This is a genomic window from Acinetobacter halotolerans, from assembly GCF_004208515.1.
GTDB lineage: Bacteria > Pseudomonadota > Gammaproteobacteria > Pseudomonadales > Moraxellaceae > Acinetobacter > Acinetobacter halotolerans.
Genome location: NZ_SGIM01000001.1, coordinates 416,628 through 434,066, shown reverse-complemented (window position 1 = coordinate 434,066; position 17,439 = coordinate 416,628). Strand labels below are relative to the sequence as shown.

At 40.6% G+C, this 17,439-nt stretch carries 14 protein-coding genes, 3 tRNA genes and 1 pseudogene; 13 read left to right on the top strand and 5 right to left on the bottom strand.

Annotation, left to right across the window (positions count from 1 at the left end; translation table 11 throughout):
* The 7 genes and pseudogenes from EXE30_RS02100 to EXE30_RS02070 form a co-directional block, all read left to right on the top strand.
* Positions 1-940, top strand: a pseudogene (locus EXE30_RS02100) (hypothetical protein); the annotation flags it as partial.
* A gap of 604 nt (positions 941-1,544) precedes the next feature.
* The gene (locus EXE30_RS02095; RefSeq protein ID WP_130160974.1) at positions 1,545-2,654 is read left to right on the top strand and encodes a porin; all 1,110 of its coding nucleotides are present in this window, start codon (positions 1,545-1,547) and stop codon (positions 2,652-2,654) included.
* Positions 2,655-3,218: 564 nt separating this feature from the next.
* Entirely contained in the window at positions 3,219-4,214 is a 996-nt protein-coding gene (locus EXE30_RS02090; RefSeq protein WP_121928816.1) for a tripartite tricarboxylate transporter substrate binding protein, read from the top strand.
* Between the two features lie 99 nt (positions 4,215-4,313).
* On the top strand, positions 4,314-4,757 hold the full coding sequence (locus EXE30_RS02085; RefSeq protein ID WP_130160973.1) for a tripartite tricarboxylate transporter TctB family protein: 444 nt from the start codon (positions 4,314-4,316) through the stop codon (positions 4,755-4,757).
* Positions 4,758-4,771: 14 nt separating this feature from the next.
* Complete coding sequence (locus tag EXE30_RS02080; protein ID WP_121928818.1) at positions 4,772-6,268, top strand: tripartite tricarboxylate transporter permease; 1,497 nt, start codon at positions 4,772-4,774, stop codon at positions 6,266-6,268.
* 64 nt (positions 6,269-6,332) lie between these two features.
* Positions 6,333-7,367 carry an AbrB family transcriptional regulator gene (locus tag EXE30_RS02075; RefSeq protein WP_130160972.1) on the top strand — a complete coding sequence of 345 codons (1,035 nt, stop codon included), beginning with the start codon at positions 6,333-6,335 and terminating at the stop codon, positions 7,365-7,367.
* Between the two features lie 139 nt (positions 7,368-7,506).
* On the top strand, positions 7,507-8,172 hold the full coding sequence (locus EXE30_RS02070; protein WP_130160971.1) for a hypothetical protein: 666 nt from the start codon (positions 7,507-7,509) through the stop codon (positions 8,170-8,172).
* 48 nt (positions 8,173-8,220) lie between these two features.
* Here EXE30_RS02070 and EXE30_RS02065 read toward each other — a convergent pair.
* The 3 genes from EXE30_RS02065 to EXE30_RS02055 all read right to left on the bottom strand — a co-directional run bounded on the left by EXE30_RS02065 (position 8,221) and on the right by EXE30_RS02055 (position 8,524).
* Positions 8,221-8,297 (bottom strand) — tRNA-Arg (locus tag EXE30_RS02065).
* Between the two features lie 47 nt (positions 8,298-8,344).
* A tRNA-Arg gene (locus tag EXE30_RS02060) sits at positions 8,345-8,421 on the bottom strand.
* Positions 8,422-8,434: 13 nt separating this feature from the next.
* Positions 8,435-8,524: transfer RNA gene (locus EXE30_RS02055), tRNA-Ser, on the bottom strand.
* A 258-nt stretch (positions 8,525-8,782) separates the two neighbouring features.
* On the opposite strand from EXE30_RS02055, the gene rnr reads away from it, so the two are divergent.
* The 5 genes from rnr to EXE30_RS02030 all read left to right on the top strand — a co-directional run bounded on the left by rnr (position 8,783) and on the right by EXE30_RS02030 (position 14,735).
* Entirely contained in the window at positions 8,783-11,209 is a 2,427-nt protein-coding gene (gene rnr, locus EXE30_RS02050) for a ribonuclease R (protein WP_130160970.1), read from the top strand.
* A 21-nt stretch (positions 11,210-11,230) separates the two neighbouring features.
* Positions 11,231-11,830, top strand: a complete 600-nt coding sequence (locus EXE30_RS02045) for a dihydrofolate reductase family protein (protein WP_130160969.1) — start codon at positions 11,231-11,233, stop codon at positions 11,828-11,830.
* Positions 11,831-11,985: 155 nt separating this feature from the next.
* Positions 11,986-14,025 carry a M3 family metallopeptidase gene (locus EXE30_RS02040; RefSeq protein WP_130160968.1) on the top strand — a complete coding sequence of 680 codons (2,040 nt, stop codon included), beginning with the start codon at positions 11,986-11,988 and terminating at the stop codon, positions 14,023-14,025.
* A 38-nt stretch (positions 14,026-14,063) separates the two neighbouring features.
* Positions 14,064-14,270 (top strand): YheV family putative metal-binding protein, encoded by a 207-nt coding sequence (locus EXE30_RS02035; protein WP_004672960.1) that lies wholly within the window; start codon positions 14,064-14,066, stop codon positions 14,268-14,270.
* Between the two features lie 12 nt (positions 14,271-14,282).
* Positions 14,283-14,735, top strand: a complete 453-nt coding sequence (locus tag EXE30_RS02030) for a hypothetical protein (protein WP_130160967.1) — start codon at positions 14,283-14,285, stop codon at positions 14,733-14,735.
* A 48-nt stretch (positions 14,736-14,783) separates the two neighbouring features.
* On the opposite strand, the gene EXE30_RS02025 is transcribed toward EXE30_RS02030, so the two are convergent.
* Positions 14,784-15,698 carry a DMT family transporter gene (locus tag EXE30_RS02025; RefSeq protein ID WP_130160966.1) on the bottom strand — a complete coding sequence of 305 codons (915 nt, stop codon included), beginning with the start codon at positions 15,696-15,698 and terminating at the stop codon, positions 14,784-14,786.
* 118 nt (positions 15,699-15,816) lie between these two features.
* Between EXE30_RS02025 and EXE30_RS02020 the strand changes: the two genes are divergently transcribed.
* Positions 15,817-16,596 (top strand): AraC family transcriptional regulator, encoded by a 780-nt coding sequence (locus tag EXE30_RS02020; RefSeq protein ID WP_130160965.1) that lies wholly within the window; start codon positions 15,817-15,819, stop codon positions 16,594-16,596.
* Between the two features lie 154 nt (positions 16,597-16,750).
* Here EXE30_RS02020 and EXE30_RS02015 read toward each other — a convergent pair whose 3' ends face one another.
* A complete protein-coding gene (locus EXE30_RS02015) occupies positions 16,751-17,380 on the bottom strand; it encodes a TetR/AcrR family transcriptional regulator (RefSeq protein ID WP_165382347.1) in 630 nt (209 codons plus the stop codon).
* Positions 17,381-17,439 lie beyond the last annotated feature (59 nt).

The following is a 17,439-nucleotide window of genomic DNA, read 5'->3' as shown; positions in this document are numbered from 1 at the left end:
TCTAAATAATGCAACAGGTGTCATCGGCACACTGATCAACAATGGCTCTACCGCTGCAGATATTATCCAACACGTTATTGGTGAGGATTTACTTGGCGGTGGCATTCTTGATGGCATCACTGGTGGTATTGGTGGTGACGGCGGTCCTCTTGGTCCGATCACTGGTATCATCGGTGGTATTACTGGTGGTGACGGTGGTCCTTTAGGTCCAATCACAGGCATTATCGGCGGTATCACTGGTGGTGACGGCGGCAGTCCTCTCGATATCTTAACGGGTATTATTGGTGGCATCGGTGGCGGTGATCTTGGCAACAATCCTGTAACAGGTGTCATCCAAACAGGTATTGATATCCTTCAAGGCGTTGAAAGCCTCAAAACTGAAATTATCAACACAGGCATCAATACTGTTGCTGATGCAATTATCGGGGCATTCCCTCAAGCTGAACATCCTGTCGCTGATCTTGCGGAGCTCGGCACGCTTACCTTCGAAACTTCTCGTGATACTGTCAACGGTACACTTGAAGCCATTTCAGATTTGGCAGGTGCTGATTTCGGTGGCGCGTTCGGTAATGCAACAGGTGTCATCGGTACACTGATCAACAATGGTTCAACTGCTGCAGATATTATCCAACACGTCATTGGTGAGGATTTACTTGGCGGTGGCATGATTGATGGTATCGGTGGTGGCGATGGTAGCCCTCTTGATTCAATTACTGAGATTATAAGTGGCAGTATAAGCGGTAATCTAGGTGGCTTTATTTCTATCAATGGCGATAGCAATAGTGTTGTAGAGAACATTTTAGACTCTGTAGTTGGTGCAACCTCTTCATCGTCTCAAAGTGTCTCGGTAACTGTCTTTAATTCAAACTTTACTGAGAGCTTTAATACCCCAAGCTTAAACCTAACTGAACAGCTTTTTGAAAGTAACAACCTTTTCTAAGGCTTGCTTCCCCTATAAAAAAAACCGCTGATATTTCAGCGGTTTTTTATAACACTAGAAAAGGTAATGAACGAGATGAATTAACAATAATTATGTAGGTTGATAGTTTTTACAAACTTAGAAAACACGACAATTAAACACCACTGCCTTTAATAAAAAAAACCGATGTATTTAATATAAAAATCACAGTTAAGTTAGACCAAAGTCTAATATATTTATAGTTAAAAACACGATAATAGAAAATCAAAATAAATACACACGCAAGTCTCTATCATAAAATTAAATACCCCAACCACATTTATAAAAAAATTAAATGCCGCCTCTACTTTAAATACAATAAAATCCATACTGAATAAGTTCACAGGCCATACCTCGTGCATTAAATCTATTAGCGAAGGATTGCTTAGATGCTTTCACTTAAAATTTAAGTTTAAGCATTTAATTATGAAAACACAGCTCAAGGCTTATGCCACATTGATTTATATCTTTTGATTTTCAAGAAATATATTTTTTAATTTTAACGGCATGGTCTATTTTAAATTTCATTTATTTAAATGAGATGACGGTTGCTTATTCATAATTTTAAATTGTTAGGATGACATGAATGAAAATTAATTTTTTAATTGCCAGTATATTAAGCATTGCAACGAGTTCAACATTCGCCGCTCCAAAATTTTATGGTGAGATTGATGCCAGTTTGGATTACCTACCAGAAAACAATGCAACTAAATCTGATCGAGATGTATGGAAAGTAAACAGCAACAGCTCATTCCTCGGACTTAAAGGCGAAGAAAAATTAACCGAACGCCTCAGCGCTGTTTACCTAATCGAATGGGCATTTAATGCGGATGGGGATGGAACCGATTGGTCGCAACGTGATCGCTATGTTGGCTTAAAAGATGAAAAATTCGGAACTATTAAAGCGGGTAAAAACAATTCACCATTAAAAAAATTATCCAGTGCCGTTGATAGCTTCAATAACTACGTCCGCAATACTGCGGATATTAGAAGTATCATGCCTGGTGAAAACCGCATCAATAATTCCATCGTCTATGAATCTCCTCAATTTGCAATAAGTGAACAGTCGTCGTTAGGATTTAATGCGTTATTAGCCACAGGCGAGAAACAAGGTATCAAAAACAATCAAGGCGGTGTAACCGTTGATGGTGGGGGCTTAGGGGATGCATGGTCTACCTCTATCGTATTTAACCACCCTTTATTCTTAGCAGGTGCAGCTTATGATAAAGGTATTCCAAGCAACTTCCTCGGCCATGGTTTCTTAAATGCCAGCGATACCGAAACTGCGATTGATGGCGTGTTTGCAGCAGCAAAAACCATGCGCTTAACAGGTGTAATTAAACCTGTAGAAAATCTAAGATTAAAGGGATTAATCCAAAAATCTGAAGTTGAGGAAGCCAAAGCAAATACTGTCGGCGCAGATAATATTGATGATTCTATCGGATGGTTGATTGGTGCTGAATATCGAATTCCCAACTATGAAAAATGGAATGTAAAAGCACAATACAGTCAAAACTCCACTAGCTTTAAAAATGATGACGCAGACTATGATGCTAAGCAAATTATGGCAGGCGTAGACTATTCATTTAACAAGCAAGTGAAAGCCTATGGCTATACAGCCTATGCAACTTTCAAACAAGCAGATGCGAAGGACAAGCAACCTCTAGTCGGTACTGGCTTAGAATTTAAATTCTGATAGCGCACATCACCGCTTAAGAAAAAAGCCAAGATTTATTAATTTTGGCTTTTTAATATCTATTCATTATTTAAAATCACCAATAATTTTCAATAAATCAAATACAAAAATTTAATAATAAAGCAGGATTTAATCTTCGCTGATTCAGAATCCTCTACCGATTATCCCAAATCCATATCCCGCACCGCTCAAATATCAATCATTTCCCGCCGATTTTTCAAAAGACATTCACCCTTATATTTAAAAAGAAAATCATCAACTTATATCTCTCTATAATAATTTAGCAGCACATGGTATTTCTAAAATAAATAACCACTTTACATGTATTTTAAAAATGAATCATAACCATAGATAAGATAATGATATTCTTTTTCTGTTTATTTTTTATGATAAACAACGGATTCCACCATTCAAATTAAAGCTATGCAAAAGTGGTAGAGAGTACCGCAAGGTTTAAAATACCTCTCCCCCGTCTTTTAAAAATTTAGGCAACGAAGCCTATATAAAAATATGCACACCCAAAGTTTGCATATAAATATAACCGTTTATGGAGAAACACTTAAAATGTTAAAAGGCATTCTATTAACTGGTACTTTACTGACCTTAGGATTAGGTCTAACGGCATGCAACAAAAAACAAGGCGAAGTGGGCGAACCTAAACGCCCAGAATGTATTGCACCAGCAAAACCAGGAGGTGGTTTTGACCTGACCTGTAAATTGGCACAAAATGCCTTTAAAGAAACCGAATTATTAAAGTCACCAATGCGTGTAACTTATATGCCAGGTGGGGTTGGTGCCGTTGCATACAATAAAATTGTTGCCAATGACCCTGCCAATGACAATGCTATTGTGGCTTTTTCTACAGGTTCTCTTCTAAACCTCTCACAAGGAAAATTTGGTCAATACACTGAAAAAGATGTCCGTTGGTTAGCGATCGTAGGCACAGACTACGGTGTCGTTGCCGTCAATGCAGAATCTCCTTATAAAAACCTAAACGATTTAATTGCTGCCCTCAAGAAAAATCCAAAATCCGTGAGTTTCGGCGCAGGTGGTAGTGTCGGTGGTCAAGATTGGATGCAAACCGCGATGCTCGCCAAAGCCGCTGGCGTGAATCCAAAAGAAATGACCTATATTGCGTTAGAAGGTGGTGGTGAAGCCGTCACATCTGTTTTAGGCAACCACATCCAAGTGGTTAGCGCAGGTGTTGCCGAAGTTATTCCTCATGTTAAATCTGGAAAGTTACGCGCACTTGCTGTATTTGCACCTGAGCGCCTACCAAATGCTTTAGCGGATATTCCAACAGCAAAAGAACAAGGTTATGACATCCAATGGCCTGTAGTTCGCGGCTACTATGTTGGCCCAAAAGTTAGTGACGAAGCCTATCAATGGTGGAAAACATCATTTGAAAAAATGATGCGTGATCCGAAGTTTGAAAAATCTCGCGAACAATTCGATTTACTCCCTCTTTCTATGACTGGAGAAGAGTTAGATAAATTTGTCATGCAGCAAACGAATCAACTCAGAGATTTATCAAAAGAGTTCGATCTCGTTACAAAATAGCCTTTAAAACAATTAGAGCATTTCAATCCTCATATTTCGTTTTAGCGGGAATTCAGTATTGAAATGCGCCTGAATTTTTATGCAGAAAAGGAATTATTTATGTCCGCAGAAAGGATTTTTTCAGGGACTTTAGGACTCGTCAGTTTAGGTCTTCTATATTTAGCTTGGGGCTATGTGGCCCCCTTCGCATATGACCCCTTAGGACCGCGCCCCTATCCTGTCCTGCTGTTATTACTGTTGATTATAAGTTGTTTTTATCTGACATTTAGACCTCAAAAATTAGCTGAATTCATTGATTTAGGCTACACACCTTCAGTTTTAAAAAGAATCGGCTTATTGATGCTGTTTATGTTGATTTACGCGGTAACTTTTGAGTTTTTAGGGTTTCCTATTGCGACTGCCATCATGTTTTTCCTTGTCGGCACCCTTTTTGGAGGAAGCATCAAAGCATCACTAATCTCAGGCGTTGTCTTTGGTTGTCTTTTATACGGGTTATTTGACTACGTATTAGATGTACCACTGCCATTGGGATTTTTTAGTTAATCAAGGAAGAATAAATGGAAGTTTATGAATATTTAATGTACGGCTTTCAGGTCGCATTAACACCCCAAAATCTAATGATTGCGCTGATCGGTGCATTTATCGGAACAATTGTTGGTCTCTTACCTGGACTCGGTCCGATCAATGGTGTCGCATTACTCCTCCCGTTTGCTTACGCATTGGGCCTCCCACCCGAAAGTGCACTGATCCTATTAGCAGCAGTGTATCTCGGCTGTGAATATGGAGGACGTATTTCCGCGATTCTAATCAATGTGCCCGGTGATGCTGCCGCCATTATGTCAACGATGGATGGATATCCACTCGCCAAACAAGGTAAAGCAGGGATTGCATTGTCACTCTCAGCAATGAGTTCATTTATCGGTAGCTTAATCGCAATTATCGGAATCGTGTTATTTGCACCGCTTTTAGCAAAATGGGCAATCGTCTTCGGACCTGCTGAATATTTTGTCTTAATGGTATTCGCACTGACATGTTTAAGTGGCTTAGTGGGCGACCAGCCGATTAAAACAGCGATTGCAGCCTTAATCGGTTTATTGTTTGCGACCGTGGGTGTGGATGCTGTCACTGGCGTGTATCGCTTTACTTTTGGTTCGGTTAATTTAAGCGACGGCGTGCAATTTACAACGATTGTAATTGGTTTTTTCAGTATCAGCGAAATTCTAATCATGCTGGAAAAAACAACGGTTGGGCAAAAAGCCTTGGGGCAAGGCAAGCGCAGCTTATTCAACCTCAAAGAGTTTATGTTCACCTTAGGCACAACGATTCGCAGTTCTTTGCTTGGCTTTATTGTTGGTATTTTACCTGGTGCAGGTGCAACCATCGCCAGTGCAATGTCTTATACCAGCGAACGTAAACTCGCAGGTAAAGATGGCAAATTTGGTGAAGGTGATTTGCGTGGTATTGCAGCACCAGAAGCTGCAAACAACGCTTCAGCATGTGGTTCATTTATTCCGATGCTCACCCTAGGTGTACCCGGTTCAGGCACAACAGCAGTGATGTTAGGTGCTTTAACGCTTTATAACATTACGCCCGGTCCGCAGTTATTCACCGAACAACCAACGATTGTTTGGGGACTGATTGCCTCATTATTTGTGGTCAGTGTTTTATTACTCATTATGAACATCTCATTGGTTCGCTTCTTTGCCAAGCTATTGAGTGTTCCAAACTTTATTTTACTTCCAGCGATCGCCGCAGTCAGCTTTGTGGGGGTTTATGCCATCCATAGCACTGTCTTTGACCTTGTGTTCATGGTGATTCTGGGTATTTTTGGTTATATTTTACGCAAACTCAACTTCCCTTTATCGGCACTCATTCTAGGGTTCGTACTCGGAGAACTCATGGAGTCCAGCTTACGCCGTGCACTTTCCATTTCTCAAGGTGAATTATCTATTCTATTTGATGGTTACATCACCAAAGTGTTATGGATGTTGGCAGGTATTATGATTGTATTACCGTTGATTCGCTGGTTACGTAATCGCCATCGCGCGATCTAAATCATGCTGACCGATAGGGATTAAATGCCTATCGGTCACTTACCTCTGATATGTGACCCTATTTATGCTGTATCTAAAGTATGCTTTGAGTCTAAGTCTTGCATTTTTAGGTGCACATCTCGCACTATGGTTACACTTGCCTATTCCATGGCTTCTAGGACCATTATTTGTTACCGCATTACTCAAAATAAATCATGCTCCCATTGAGTGCCATAGCGCTGCACGCAGCATCGGTTTATCCATCATCGGTCTGACCCTAGGTTTGTATTTCACTCCAGAAATGCTACGTTTGATTGCGATCAATGGGTTGGCATTATTGATTGGTTTGCTATTCGCTTTACTGCTAGGTGGTATTGGCGCTGTCATCTTACAACGCTGGGGCAAAGTCGATTTTAAAACAGCTTGGTTTGCTTCTGCGATTGGCGGAGCGAATGAAATGTCGCATTTAGCAGAACATTATCAAGCTCAAGTCGATAAAGTCGCGTCGGCGCATACGTTACGCGTACTGGTGGTGGTGGTGATCGTGCCGTTCTTCTATCAGTTCATGGGATGGCATGGCTTTGATGGCAATACAATTGACCGTAATATGGAAATTGATTGGCTCGGTTTTGTCCTTTTAGCAATCTTATCTTATCTCGCCAGCCGTATATTTATGCACTACCAGCTCCCTAACCCATGGACGTTTGGCGCATTACTGATTGCTATTTTTTTTACCGCACAAAATATCCATCTCTCAGCCATACCAGATCCAATTGTGCACTTAGGACAAGTTTTACTTGGCTGGTCACTTGGCAATAAATTCAAAGCTGGATTTTTTAAAACCGCCCCACATTTTTTGAGTATTGTCGCGCTCAGCAATCTCAGCGCATTGATACTCACAGGCTTAGTTGCATACGTCCTAATGCGATGGACCGATATCCCCCTACCAACACTCGGCTTAGGTCTCGCTCCCGGTGGCGTCGCCGAAATGACCATCACTGCAAATGTATTACAATTAGGCGTACCCATCGTGACCGCTTTTCATGTGGTACGTATGGTTGGCGTATTGGGAACTGTAGGCTATTTATATCGTTTCTTTGAAAAGAAAATAGGGAGATAAAACCCACCTAAAGATTTCATTTATTTCTATAAAAAATCAATAAAAGCATCATAATAAGTAGTTTTCTTGATATCTATAAATAATTATAGAGTTCAACTTTACTCGCAATTAAAATATACACTCAGACGAAAGGAAAGAAATGCAAAAAACAATTTTCGAGAACAATACAGAAGAAGATTGTATTCAAGACCACCTTAAATCGACTTTCCTCTGTTTTATTTTTTCTTTCATCATTTTATTGGTTTTTAGCTCATTTCATCAAGCTGCTTTACATCAAGCAGATCTAGCTAGAAATTACACATGGAAAATCTCAAAAAAATACATCAACTCATCCAGCGAGCCTCACATCCGTCGTGAGCGAGTAGGCGCATCGCTGATACTTCCTACTGGTCAAAAAGAACCCTTGGTGATGCAATGTGATGTCAAACTTATGAGGTTATGCCAACAGGAACTTAAACAGCCAACTCAAGCTATCCAAACCATCTATTATTATCAAACGATATCCTTGGGAAATAACCAGCCCGAATATCAACTTAAAGCCATCGACTATATGGATCTAAACGGAAAATTGATTCATCTAAATTACAATAAAATAGCACCAAATACCTCCATCGCGATACAAAAGAATAATTGGAAGCTATGGATAATCACTTTTATTGGGGGGTGGGCTTGTTTGTTGATTGCTTTAGTGATTTCCACGTTATTAAAATTATTTTCAAAAAAATCAAGAACTACACTGATTGCTTTACTCGGTCTGTATTACTTTTCAATCATTTATAAAAGCTTGATGATTTATATCACCTGAAAATTCAGGCACAAAAAAACCGCAATTAAGCGGTTTATTTCATTAAGTTGGTGCGCTCAGAGAGATTCGAACTCCCGACCCCTTAGTTCGTAGCCAAGTGCTCTATCCAGCTGAGCTATGAGCGCATTACTTATGTGCCAATGTGGCATGTGTTACTTGTGCAATATTTACTTGGTGCGCTCAGAGAGATTCGAACTCCCGACCCCTTAGTTCGTAGCCAAGTGCTCTATCCAGCTGAGCTATGAGCGCATTAAGTAAAAAATGGCGGTGAGAGAGGGATTCGAACCCTCGGTACAGTTACCCGTACGCATCCTTAGCAGGGATGTGGTTTCAGCCACTCACCCATCTCACCGTAACACGAGCGCAATAATACAAACTAAAACTCCTTTACACAAGGGAAGATCCTGTTTTTTTCTGTTTTTTTATATCAATCAAATATTTTTTAAACGATTTTGGTATTTTTTCAGCATTTTTTGCCTCAACGCTTGTTAATATAGGGTTCTCTTTTATACAGATCCATGGCGTAAACAGAATCTTGCAATCTTTGACGTGCAGTCGAAGTTTGAATGACTTATGCTAAAGTGATCTGCCAGATGTGAAATGAAACGATATGATTAAAAACTGGGGCGATCCCGAAGCAAAAGCAGAAGCTGAACGTTATGACAACCCGATTCCGAGCCGAACTCTTATTTTAACGACATTAGAACAATTACAAACTGCTCAATCACACGCTGAACTCGTTGATCACTTTAATCTTCCAGATCAAAAAAGTATTGATGCGTTGAATCATCGTTTAAGTGCGATGGTACGTGATGGCCAGTTAATGAAAGATGGCTTTAAATTCCAGCCAGCAACAGACCTCCCGAGCCACGAAGCAACGGTTTATATCAATAGTAAGGGTTTAGGTACTGCCAATATCGCAGGGCAAAACGATATTCTCTTGGCTGAACGTGAATTACGATTGGTCTTTAATGGCGATCGCGTCAAAGTTCGTCAAACCTCAGTCGACCGCAAAGGTAAAGCTTGGGGCTTTATTAGCGAAGTTGTTCAACATCGCGTGAAACAAATTATAGGTAAAGTCGTTGAACATCAGGGTGAATACTTTATTCAACCAAGTAATCCTAATCAGCACCAACCAATCACCTTAGAAAAAGAACTGATTGAACATGCCAATGCAAAAGTTGGTGATATGTTGCGTGTGGCAATTGATGACTACCCAACACGTGAAGAGTTAGCAACAGGTCATGTGATTCAATCCATGGCAGACAAAGCCGATACCGAAATTATTATTCCGCAAACAATTTTAGAGTTTGGTTTACCTTACGAGTTTCCAGATGCGGTCATCAAAGAAGCTGAAAGTTTCAAAGAACCATCTGCACAAGACCATAAAGGACGTGTCGATTTACGGGATCTGCCACTCGTCACCATTGATGGTGAAGATGCGCGTGACTTTGACGATGCCGTTTATGCAGAGAAACGTCCTGGTGGGGGTTATCGTGTGGTGGTGGCCATTGCCGATGTCAGTCATTATGTCCGTTTAGATTCAGCTTTAAATGAAGAAGCAGAAGACCGTGGGACATCAGTTTATTTCCCACACTTTGTTTTGCCTATGTTGCCTGAAGCATTGTCGAATGGCTTGTGTTCTTTAAATCCGCACCTTGACCGTCTATGTATGGTCTGTGATTTAAAACTGTCTCGTGCAGGAAAAGTAACGGGTTACGAATTTTATCCTGCGGTAATGCACTCCAAAGCACGTTTGACTTATACTCAAGTCAGTGAATATTTTGATGGTACAACAGATGCGATCCCACAAGATAAAAGCATCCATAAATCACTCAACACCCTGTTCCAGCTTTATCAGACATTAAAAGGCTTACGTGCAGAACGTCATGCAATGGAATTTGAAACCATTGAAACCTATATGACTTTTGATGAATTGGGTGGTATCAAAGAAATCTTGCCGCGTACGCGCAATGTTGCTCATAAACTGATTGAAGAGTGTATGTTGCTCGCCAATGTCGCGGCGGCAGAATACGCTTTAGAACATGATATTCCGATGCTCTATCGTGTGCATGAAGCACCTGAATTTTCACGTATTCAAAAAGTACGTGATTTTGTGAAATTACTCGGTCTACCATTCCCAGAACAACCGACCCAAGCAGATTATCAACGCGTGATCGAAGCGACCAAGGATCGTTTGGATGCACCAAGTATTCATGCGGTGTTATTGCGCTCAATGATGCAAGCGTACTACGGGGCAAAAAACTCTGGTCACTACGGTTTGGCATATGAAGCGTATACGCATTTCACCTCACCAATTCGTCGTTACCCCGATTTATTACTCCATCGTGCCATTAAAACGCATTTGCAACAAAAGCCTCACACGCTTTCTGGTGCAGCCTTGGATGATGCAGGTGAGCATTTCTCTCAAACCGAACGTCGCGCAGATGAAGCTTCGCGTAGTGTGACCACATGGTTGAAATGCCACTATATGCAACAGCATTTAGGCGATGAGTTTGTTGGCCTGATTAGTGCTGTGACTGAGTTTGGTTTATTTGTCACCCTTAAAGACTTATATGTGGATGGAATGATCCATGTCAGCCAACTCGGTGAGGATTATTTCCTCTATGATCAAGCCAGCCAAAGTCTGGTCGGTCAAAACCGTGGGCAAGCCTTTAGTTTAGGTGATGAAGTCAAAATCAAAGTCGCTGGAGTGAACTTGGAAGAACGTAAAATCGACTTCCAACTGATTCAGCAATTGACCCATTTAGGTCGTGTGATTCGTCAAAAAGCGCCACGTACGGCTTCAAAAACGCTCCCCACTGAAGATGTGTTTAGCAAAGCACCTGCCCTTGCTAAATTAAGTGAAGATGGTGAGAAACCCGTAACCAAGAAAAAAGATAAGAACAAACCAAGTTCTTATACAAAGAAACCAAGCAAAAAAAGCGCTTCTAAGCCTGAAAGCAAAGAAAAGGTGAAGAAGAAAGCAAAACCGAAAAAGAAAAAGTCCAATGCGAAGGTAAAGCAAGACGCTTAAATCATAAATAGGAAGGCCAGTATGGGAAAAGTAATATGCGGTATATGTATATCCGTTGATGGTTTCGTTGCTGGCCTGAATATGACTGAAGATAAGCCTTTCGGTGAGTTACCTAATATTCATCAAAGTTTGTGTAAATGGTTGTTTGGGCAAGCGGATCAGCATAAGCATGAAATTGCCAGTTTAACTTCTGCTGGCGCTTTCATTATGGGTCGCAACATGTTTGGTCCAAGCGGGACAGAATATGATACGTGGGAAGGCTGGTGGGGCGAAGAACCGCCATATCATGCCCCTGTATTTGTTCTGACCCACACAGCCCGGCAGAATTTAGCTTTGCAAGGTGGCACTACTTTTCATTTTGTGACTGATGGAATACAAAGTGCACTGGAGAAAGCCAAAGCAGTAGCTGGTGAAAAAGATATTGCAATTGCAGGTGGTGCCAATACCGTTAATCAGTATTTACAAGCAGGTTTGATTGATGAATTGTGGCTTCATATCGTTCCAGTCGTTGTAGGTCAAGGCAAACGTTTGTTCGAGGATGTACCGCCAATAGATTTTGAAATACTGGAGCAAAGTGGCACAGATTTGGTAACACATATCAAATATCGCATCATAAAATAGTAAGAGATCACCAGACGTGAAGTTGTTTGGCAATTGAATCTCCCTTCTCAGCCACAACCAGAACTTAACCTAATAAATTATACCTTCAACTTGATTTCTGATGTCATCACCCCTACATCTATAACTATGTTTAAAGATGATATGGCAAAAATAGAATGACACTACAGCAAGCAACGCTTCCAGTTCCTCAATTTGATCAAATTCAACTTGCCGAATTAAAACAACAAATTGAACAGACCATTCAAAACGGTCAAAACTTCTTAAACCAACTCAATGAAGTTCCTCAAAGCACTGAAGCCCAGCTTGCAACGCTGTCCGAAGTTGATCAGCTAGAAAATAACATGAGCGAAGCATGGGGCATTTTATCGCACCTCAATGCAGTAATGAACAATGCCGAAACTCGAGAAGTGTACCAAGCACTGTTACCGAACCTCAGCGAATACTACACCCAACTTGGGCAACATACGGCGCTGTATCAAACCTATCAACAGGTTCATGATAGCGTTGCATTGCAAAGCCTGAGTGAAGCTCAACAAAGTGCCATTAAACTGGCACTGCGTGACTTTAAACTGTCGGGCGTGGCACTCGAAGGCGAAGCAAAAAAACGCTATGCGGAAATCTCAGCACGTTTATCTCAACTCTCTTCAGATTTCTCTAACCACGTGCTGGATGCCACTCAAGCCTACTTCAAACCATTAACCGAAGAACACCTCAAAGGCTTACCACAGAGTAGTGTTGAATTATTAAAGCAATACGGGCAACAACGTGAGCTTGAACAAGCCGTTGCCACACTCGACTTCCCTGCTTATTTTGCAATTATGACTTATGCCGATGATCGAGCATTAAGAGAAGAATTGTATAAGGCCTATGTGACACGTGCATCTGAGCAGTCTGATAAAACTGAGTTTGACAACACGCCAGTCATGGAAGAAATTCTCAGCTTACGTCAGGAAATGGCACAATTATTAGGATTCAATAATTTTGCAGAATATTCACTTGCCAGTAAAATGGCACCTGATGTTGAGACCGTCGATAAATTCTTAGTCGATTTGGCTGAACATGCACGTGCGCCTGCATTGGCTGAAATTGCAGAACTCAAGGCTATTGCACAACAAGATGGTATCGAAGAATTAAAACCTTGGGATGCGACTTATTACTCTGAGAAGTTAAAACAGCAGCAATTCAATCTCTCTCAAGAAGCACTTAAACCTTATTTCCCAGCTCCAAAAGTTGTGGATGGTTTATTCCAGATTGTGCAACGCCTGTATGACATCCAAATCATCGAACGCCAAGCACCTGTTTGGCAAAATGATGTGCGTTATTTTGAAATTGAAGATCAAGGTCAAGTGATTGGTGGTTTCTACTTTGACTTATATGCCCGCAATGGTAAACGTGGTGGCGCATGGATGAGTGGTTTCCGTTCTCGTGTACAAACTGCGAATGGTCTACAAAAACCAGTCTGTTATATGGTGTGTAACTTTACTCCACCGATTGGTGATCAGCCTGCCTTGCTCACGCATGATGAAGTGATTACCCTCTTCCATGAGTTTGGTCATGGCTTACATCACATGCTTACTGAAGTGGACAATATCTCGGTTGCAGGTACACACGGCGTCGCATGGGATGCTGTGGAGTTACCAAGCCAGTTCATGGAATTCTGGGCTTGGGACAATGAAAGTCTAGACGTGCTCAGTGAACATACTGAAACCAAGCAAACTTTACCGCAAGAATTGTTAGCTGCATTGTTGAACGCACGTTTCTTCCAATCAGGTATGCAAACGCTACGTCAGATTGAATTTGCATTGTTCGATCTGACCATCCATCGTCAGGCACCTGCATTAAACAGCCAGCAGATCCAGGCAACCTTGGATGATATCCGAGATAAATTTGCGGTAGTTCCTGCTGTTGCTTATAACCGTTTCCAACACAGTTTCAGCCATATTTTTGCAGGCGGCTATGCTGCGGGTTATTACTCGTACAAATGGGCAGAAGTTTTAGCCAGTGATGCCTTTGATCGATTCGAAAATGAAGGCATTTTTAATACTGAGACTGGAAAGGAGTTTCGGAAGTTTATTCTAGCAGTTGGCGGAAAAGATACAGCACTTGATGCGTTTCGCAATTTCCGAAAAAGAGAACCCAAAATAGATGCATTATTGCGTCATCAAGGTTGGACGAACGCTGACAAAACCGCTTAAACTACGTCATTATTGTTCACAGGGTGATATTAACTGACATGAAAAGACAGTTCATCGCGGGTGCAAAATGCCCCAAATGTGGCGCGTTAGATCGTGTAGTTAAAATCACGACTGTGGATGACGAGTGGATTGAATGTATCGAATGTGCTTATAGCGAAAAACGGCCCACTCAAGTGGATGAACCTGAAATCGCAGAGCCAGATGAAATTGGGGTGATACAGTTCAAACCTCGTCATTTTGACTAGAAGGTTAAAAAAATGACGTCACCAAACCAAACCAAAAACGCCAAGTTATTGTGGATGATCATTGCTGGCATTAGCATTATTGTGGTTTTGTTTTTTGCAATACAATGGTTTTTAGCACAGAAAAACCAACAGCCCAGTACGAACTCAGATCAACCTATCGCTGAGGAAACAATTGCGTCACCAGACGAAGTAAGTAGCGCTGCCTCTGAGATCACCACAATGACGGAGAGCGAAGCTGCTGTACCGATTCAATTAGTACAAGAGTCATTAATAAAGGAACCATTACCGACCAATGACAGCTTAGCCAAAGAAGAAATCGCTAAATTAGATGATATTCACCATCAATTAAAAGATCAGCAAAAAGATTTAAAACAGCAACACGAAGATCTAGATGCTTTACTCAAGCTGAAAGAGGAACAAATTAAACTGCTTGAAGCTCAAATCGCAGCAGAAAGTAAAACCTAAAAAAGGAAAGCTTTAACTTCTGTTAAAGCTTTCCTTTTGTCCGCATCCTTAATCCAAAACTTGAGCTGAACGTTGTTTCAACTGAATCGGTTTCTGAATGGCTTGGGCTATTAAAATCCCCGCAAGCGTTAAGCCCCCCCCCATATAATGAAAATCCTGTAAATGCTCACCCAATAAAACCACCGCAATCATTGCAGTAAATAACGGCAGTAAATTCATAAAAATACTGTTTTTATTAGGTCCTAAATGTCTTACCCCTTCAATCCATAAATAAGACAACAGGACAGAAGAAAAAATACTAGCATATAAAATCAAAGGAATCGTCTGTTGATTCAATAGCCTGTCTGAAGCGGGTAAAAAGATAAAAAAAGGTAATACATATAAAATCGCAAAACTAGATTGTATGAAATTCGATTGCCAAGCAGGTATTGGCATTTTCCAACGTTTCAACAATACCCCATACAAAGCATAACCCGCAGCAGCAATCAGTATTAAACCATCACCAAGATGGACGCCTTGTTGCAAAATCTGTGAAATAGCACCATGACTGAGCAAATATAAAATCCCATAAAAAGATAAAGCCCCACCAAACAACATGCCATAACTGATTCTATCTTTAAGGATAAAACTACTTAATATCATGGTTAGCAAAGGAATCAATGCGGTCACAATCGCCATATTGGTGGCTGTAGTCGTTGCTGCCGCCTGATAAGACAAAAACTGAAATAATGACACCGATAGAAAACCACCTAACGCCAATTGCTTCCAATATTGCTGAATAGTTTGTCTATTTTTCCAGACAGGGATCAGCACAAAAGTACTCATCACAGCAAGTGCCAGTACTAAACGATAAAATGTAATCGCCACAGGTGAAATGGCATGACTTGCCATTTTAGAAACCACCACATTCCCTGCCCAAAATAAAATAGCGAATAAAGGGTACAACGAAGCCTTCTGAAACATAATCTAAACCTATACATTGCCGTATAAGTTATGCTAAAAAACAATCAATTTATAGTTACTCGATATAAAGACAATAACTATTGCAAAAAGGACAATTTATCTCAGGACCTAACGTAAGATGGGGAAAAGCTTTAAACATGGTTTTTTAGATTATCCAGTCTATGCTTTCTCGGAAAACTATCCTCATGGTCATATTGAAGACTGGCATAGTCATGACCGCATTCAATTGATTCATACTCTAACAGGTGTCATCCGAGTGCAGACTCATGAAGGCATTTGGATTATTCCACCTGGACGGGGTGTGTGGATTCCCGCTCAAAAAGCACATGCATTGCTCAGTAGTGGTGATGTGAAAGCGCGAGGTGTTTTTATTGAAACTTCCGCCAGCACAAGCTTAATCAATGAATGCCGTGTCGTTGCAGTGCCTGCTTTATTACGTGAACTGATGAGTAGTGCCATGGAAATACAGGCAGCAATTCAATCCAATAGCCGCAATGAAAGGCTTCTTCAATTAATTTTAGATGAAGTACAAATTTTACCCGCACTCGCATTTAATTTACCCGACCCTCAAAGTCCAAAGCTCCAACAATTGTGCCAAAGGATTAAAGGGAACTTAGCTTTAGAATGGAATTTAGAAGATACTGCTCAACAATTACATATCAGCAGTAAAACACTCGCACGACATTTTCAGAGAGAAACTGGCTTACATTTTTCGCATTGGGTTCGACAGGCAAAAGTGATGCAGGCAATGATCGATTTAGCTATGAATAAGCCAGTTTTAAATGTTGCTTTAGACTTAGGTTACGATAGTCCAAGTGCTTTTAGTGCTATGTTTAAACGTGAGACCAGCATGACACCAAGAGACTATCTCCAACAATTTGCGTCGATAGAAACATAAAACCAGTACCAGCTTTGTACTGTACAAGCGACCCACTCTCCGCCAAATGATACTGGCCTCTTTCCACATCCCTTATTATTTCGACTCTAAAAATAGGGAGTCTGAATATGATTGCTACCCTTTTAAATGCTTCTTTAGTTCAAGCCAACGATGCTTAAAAATATACAGTTAGAGAATTTAAAGCTTGATCTTTCTGATCACCGAGTCCCACAAAAAAATTGAGAAGCAAAGGTTTCAATACCTTAGTGACATCATTTGGAGGAAGTAAATATTTTGCTGTTTCTAATAAAACAAACCCATGCACAATCGTCCACCATTGATTAGCAAGCAAAAAGGCAACGTTGTCTCCAAATCTGTTATGTTCAATGCTTACTTGAATCGCCTGAACTATTCGTTCCAAAGTATATAAGTTCTCTTTTAAAACATTGCTCTCCTGGGTGCGTAACTCCCCCAAATGAACACAGCCAAACATGATTGCATATAGGTGTGGATTCTCTCTCGAAAACTGAATATATGCTTGTGTAAGACCAACCAAATAAGTTACTGGATCTTCATGTTGAGTTGTTTTATTTAATGTCATGTCTAATTGAGCAAAACCAAAATTGACCATTTCACTGACTAAGTTCTGTATAGAACCAAAGTGCGTGTAAACACTCATTGTTGATGTTCCAGTTGCAGTAGCGATTTTTCGAGTAGTAAGCGCTTTTACTCCTTCCTCCGCCAACATTTTTGCTGCTGCCTGTAGCAATCGAACTTTCATATCCTGACTTGCATTTTTCTGCATTCTTTTGTCCCGCAATGACATAACACTTGTTATAACATATGTTATAAACTAATGACCAA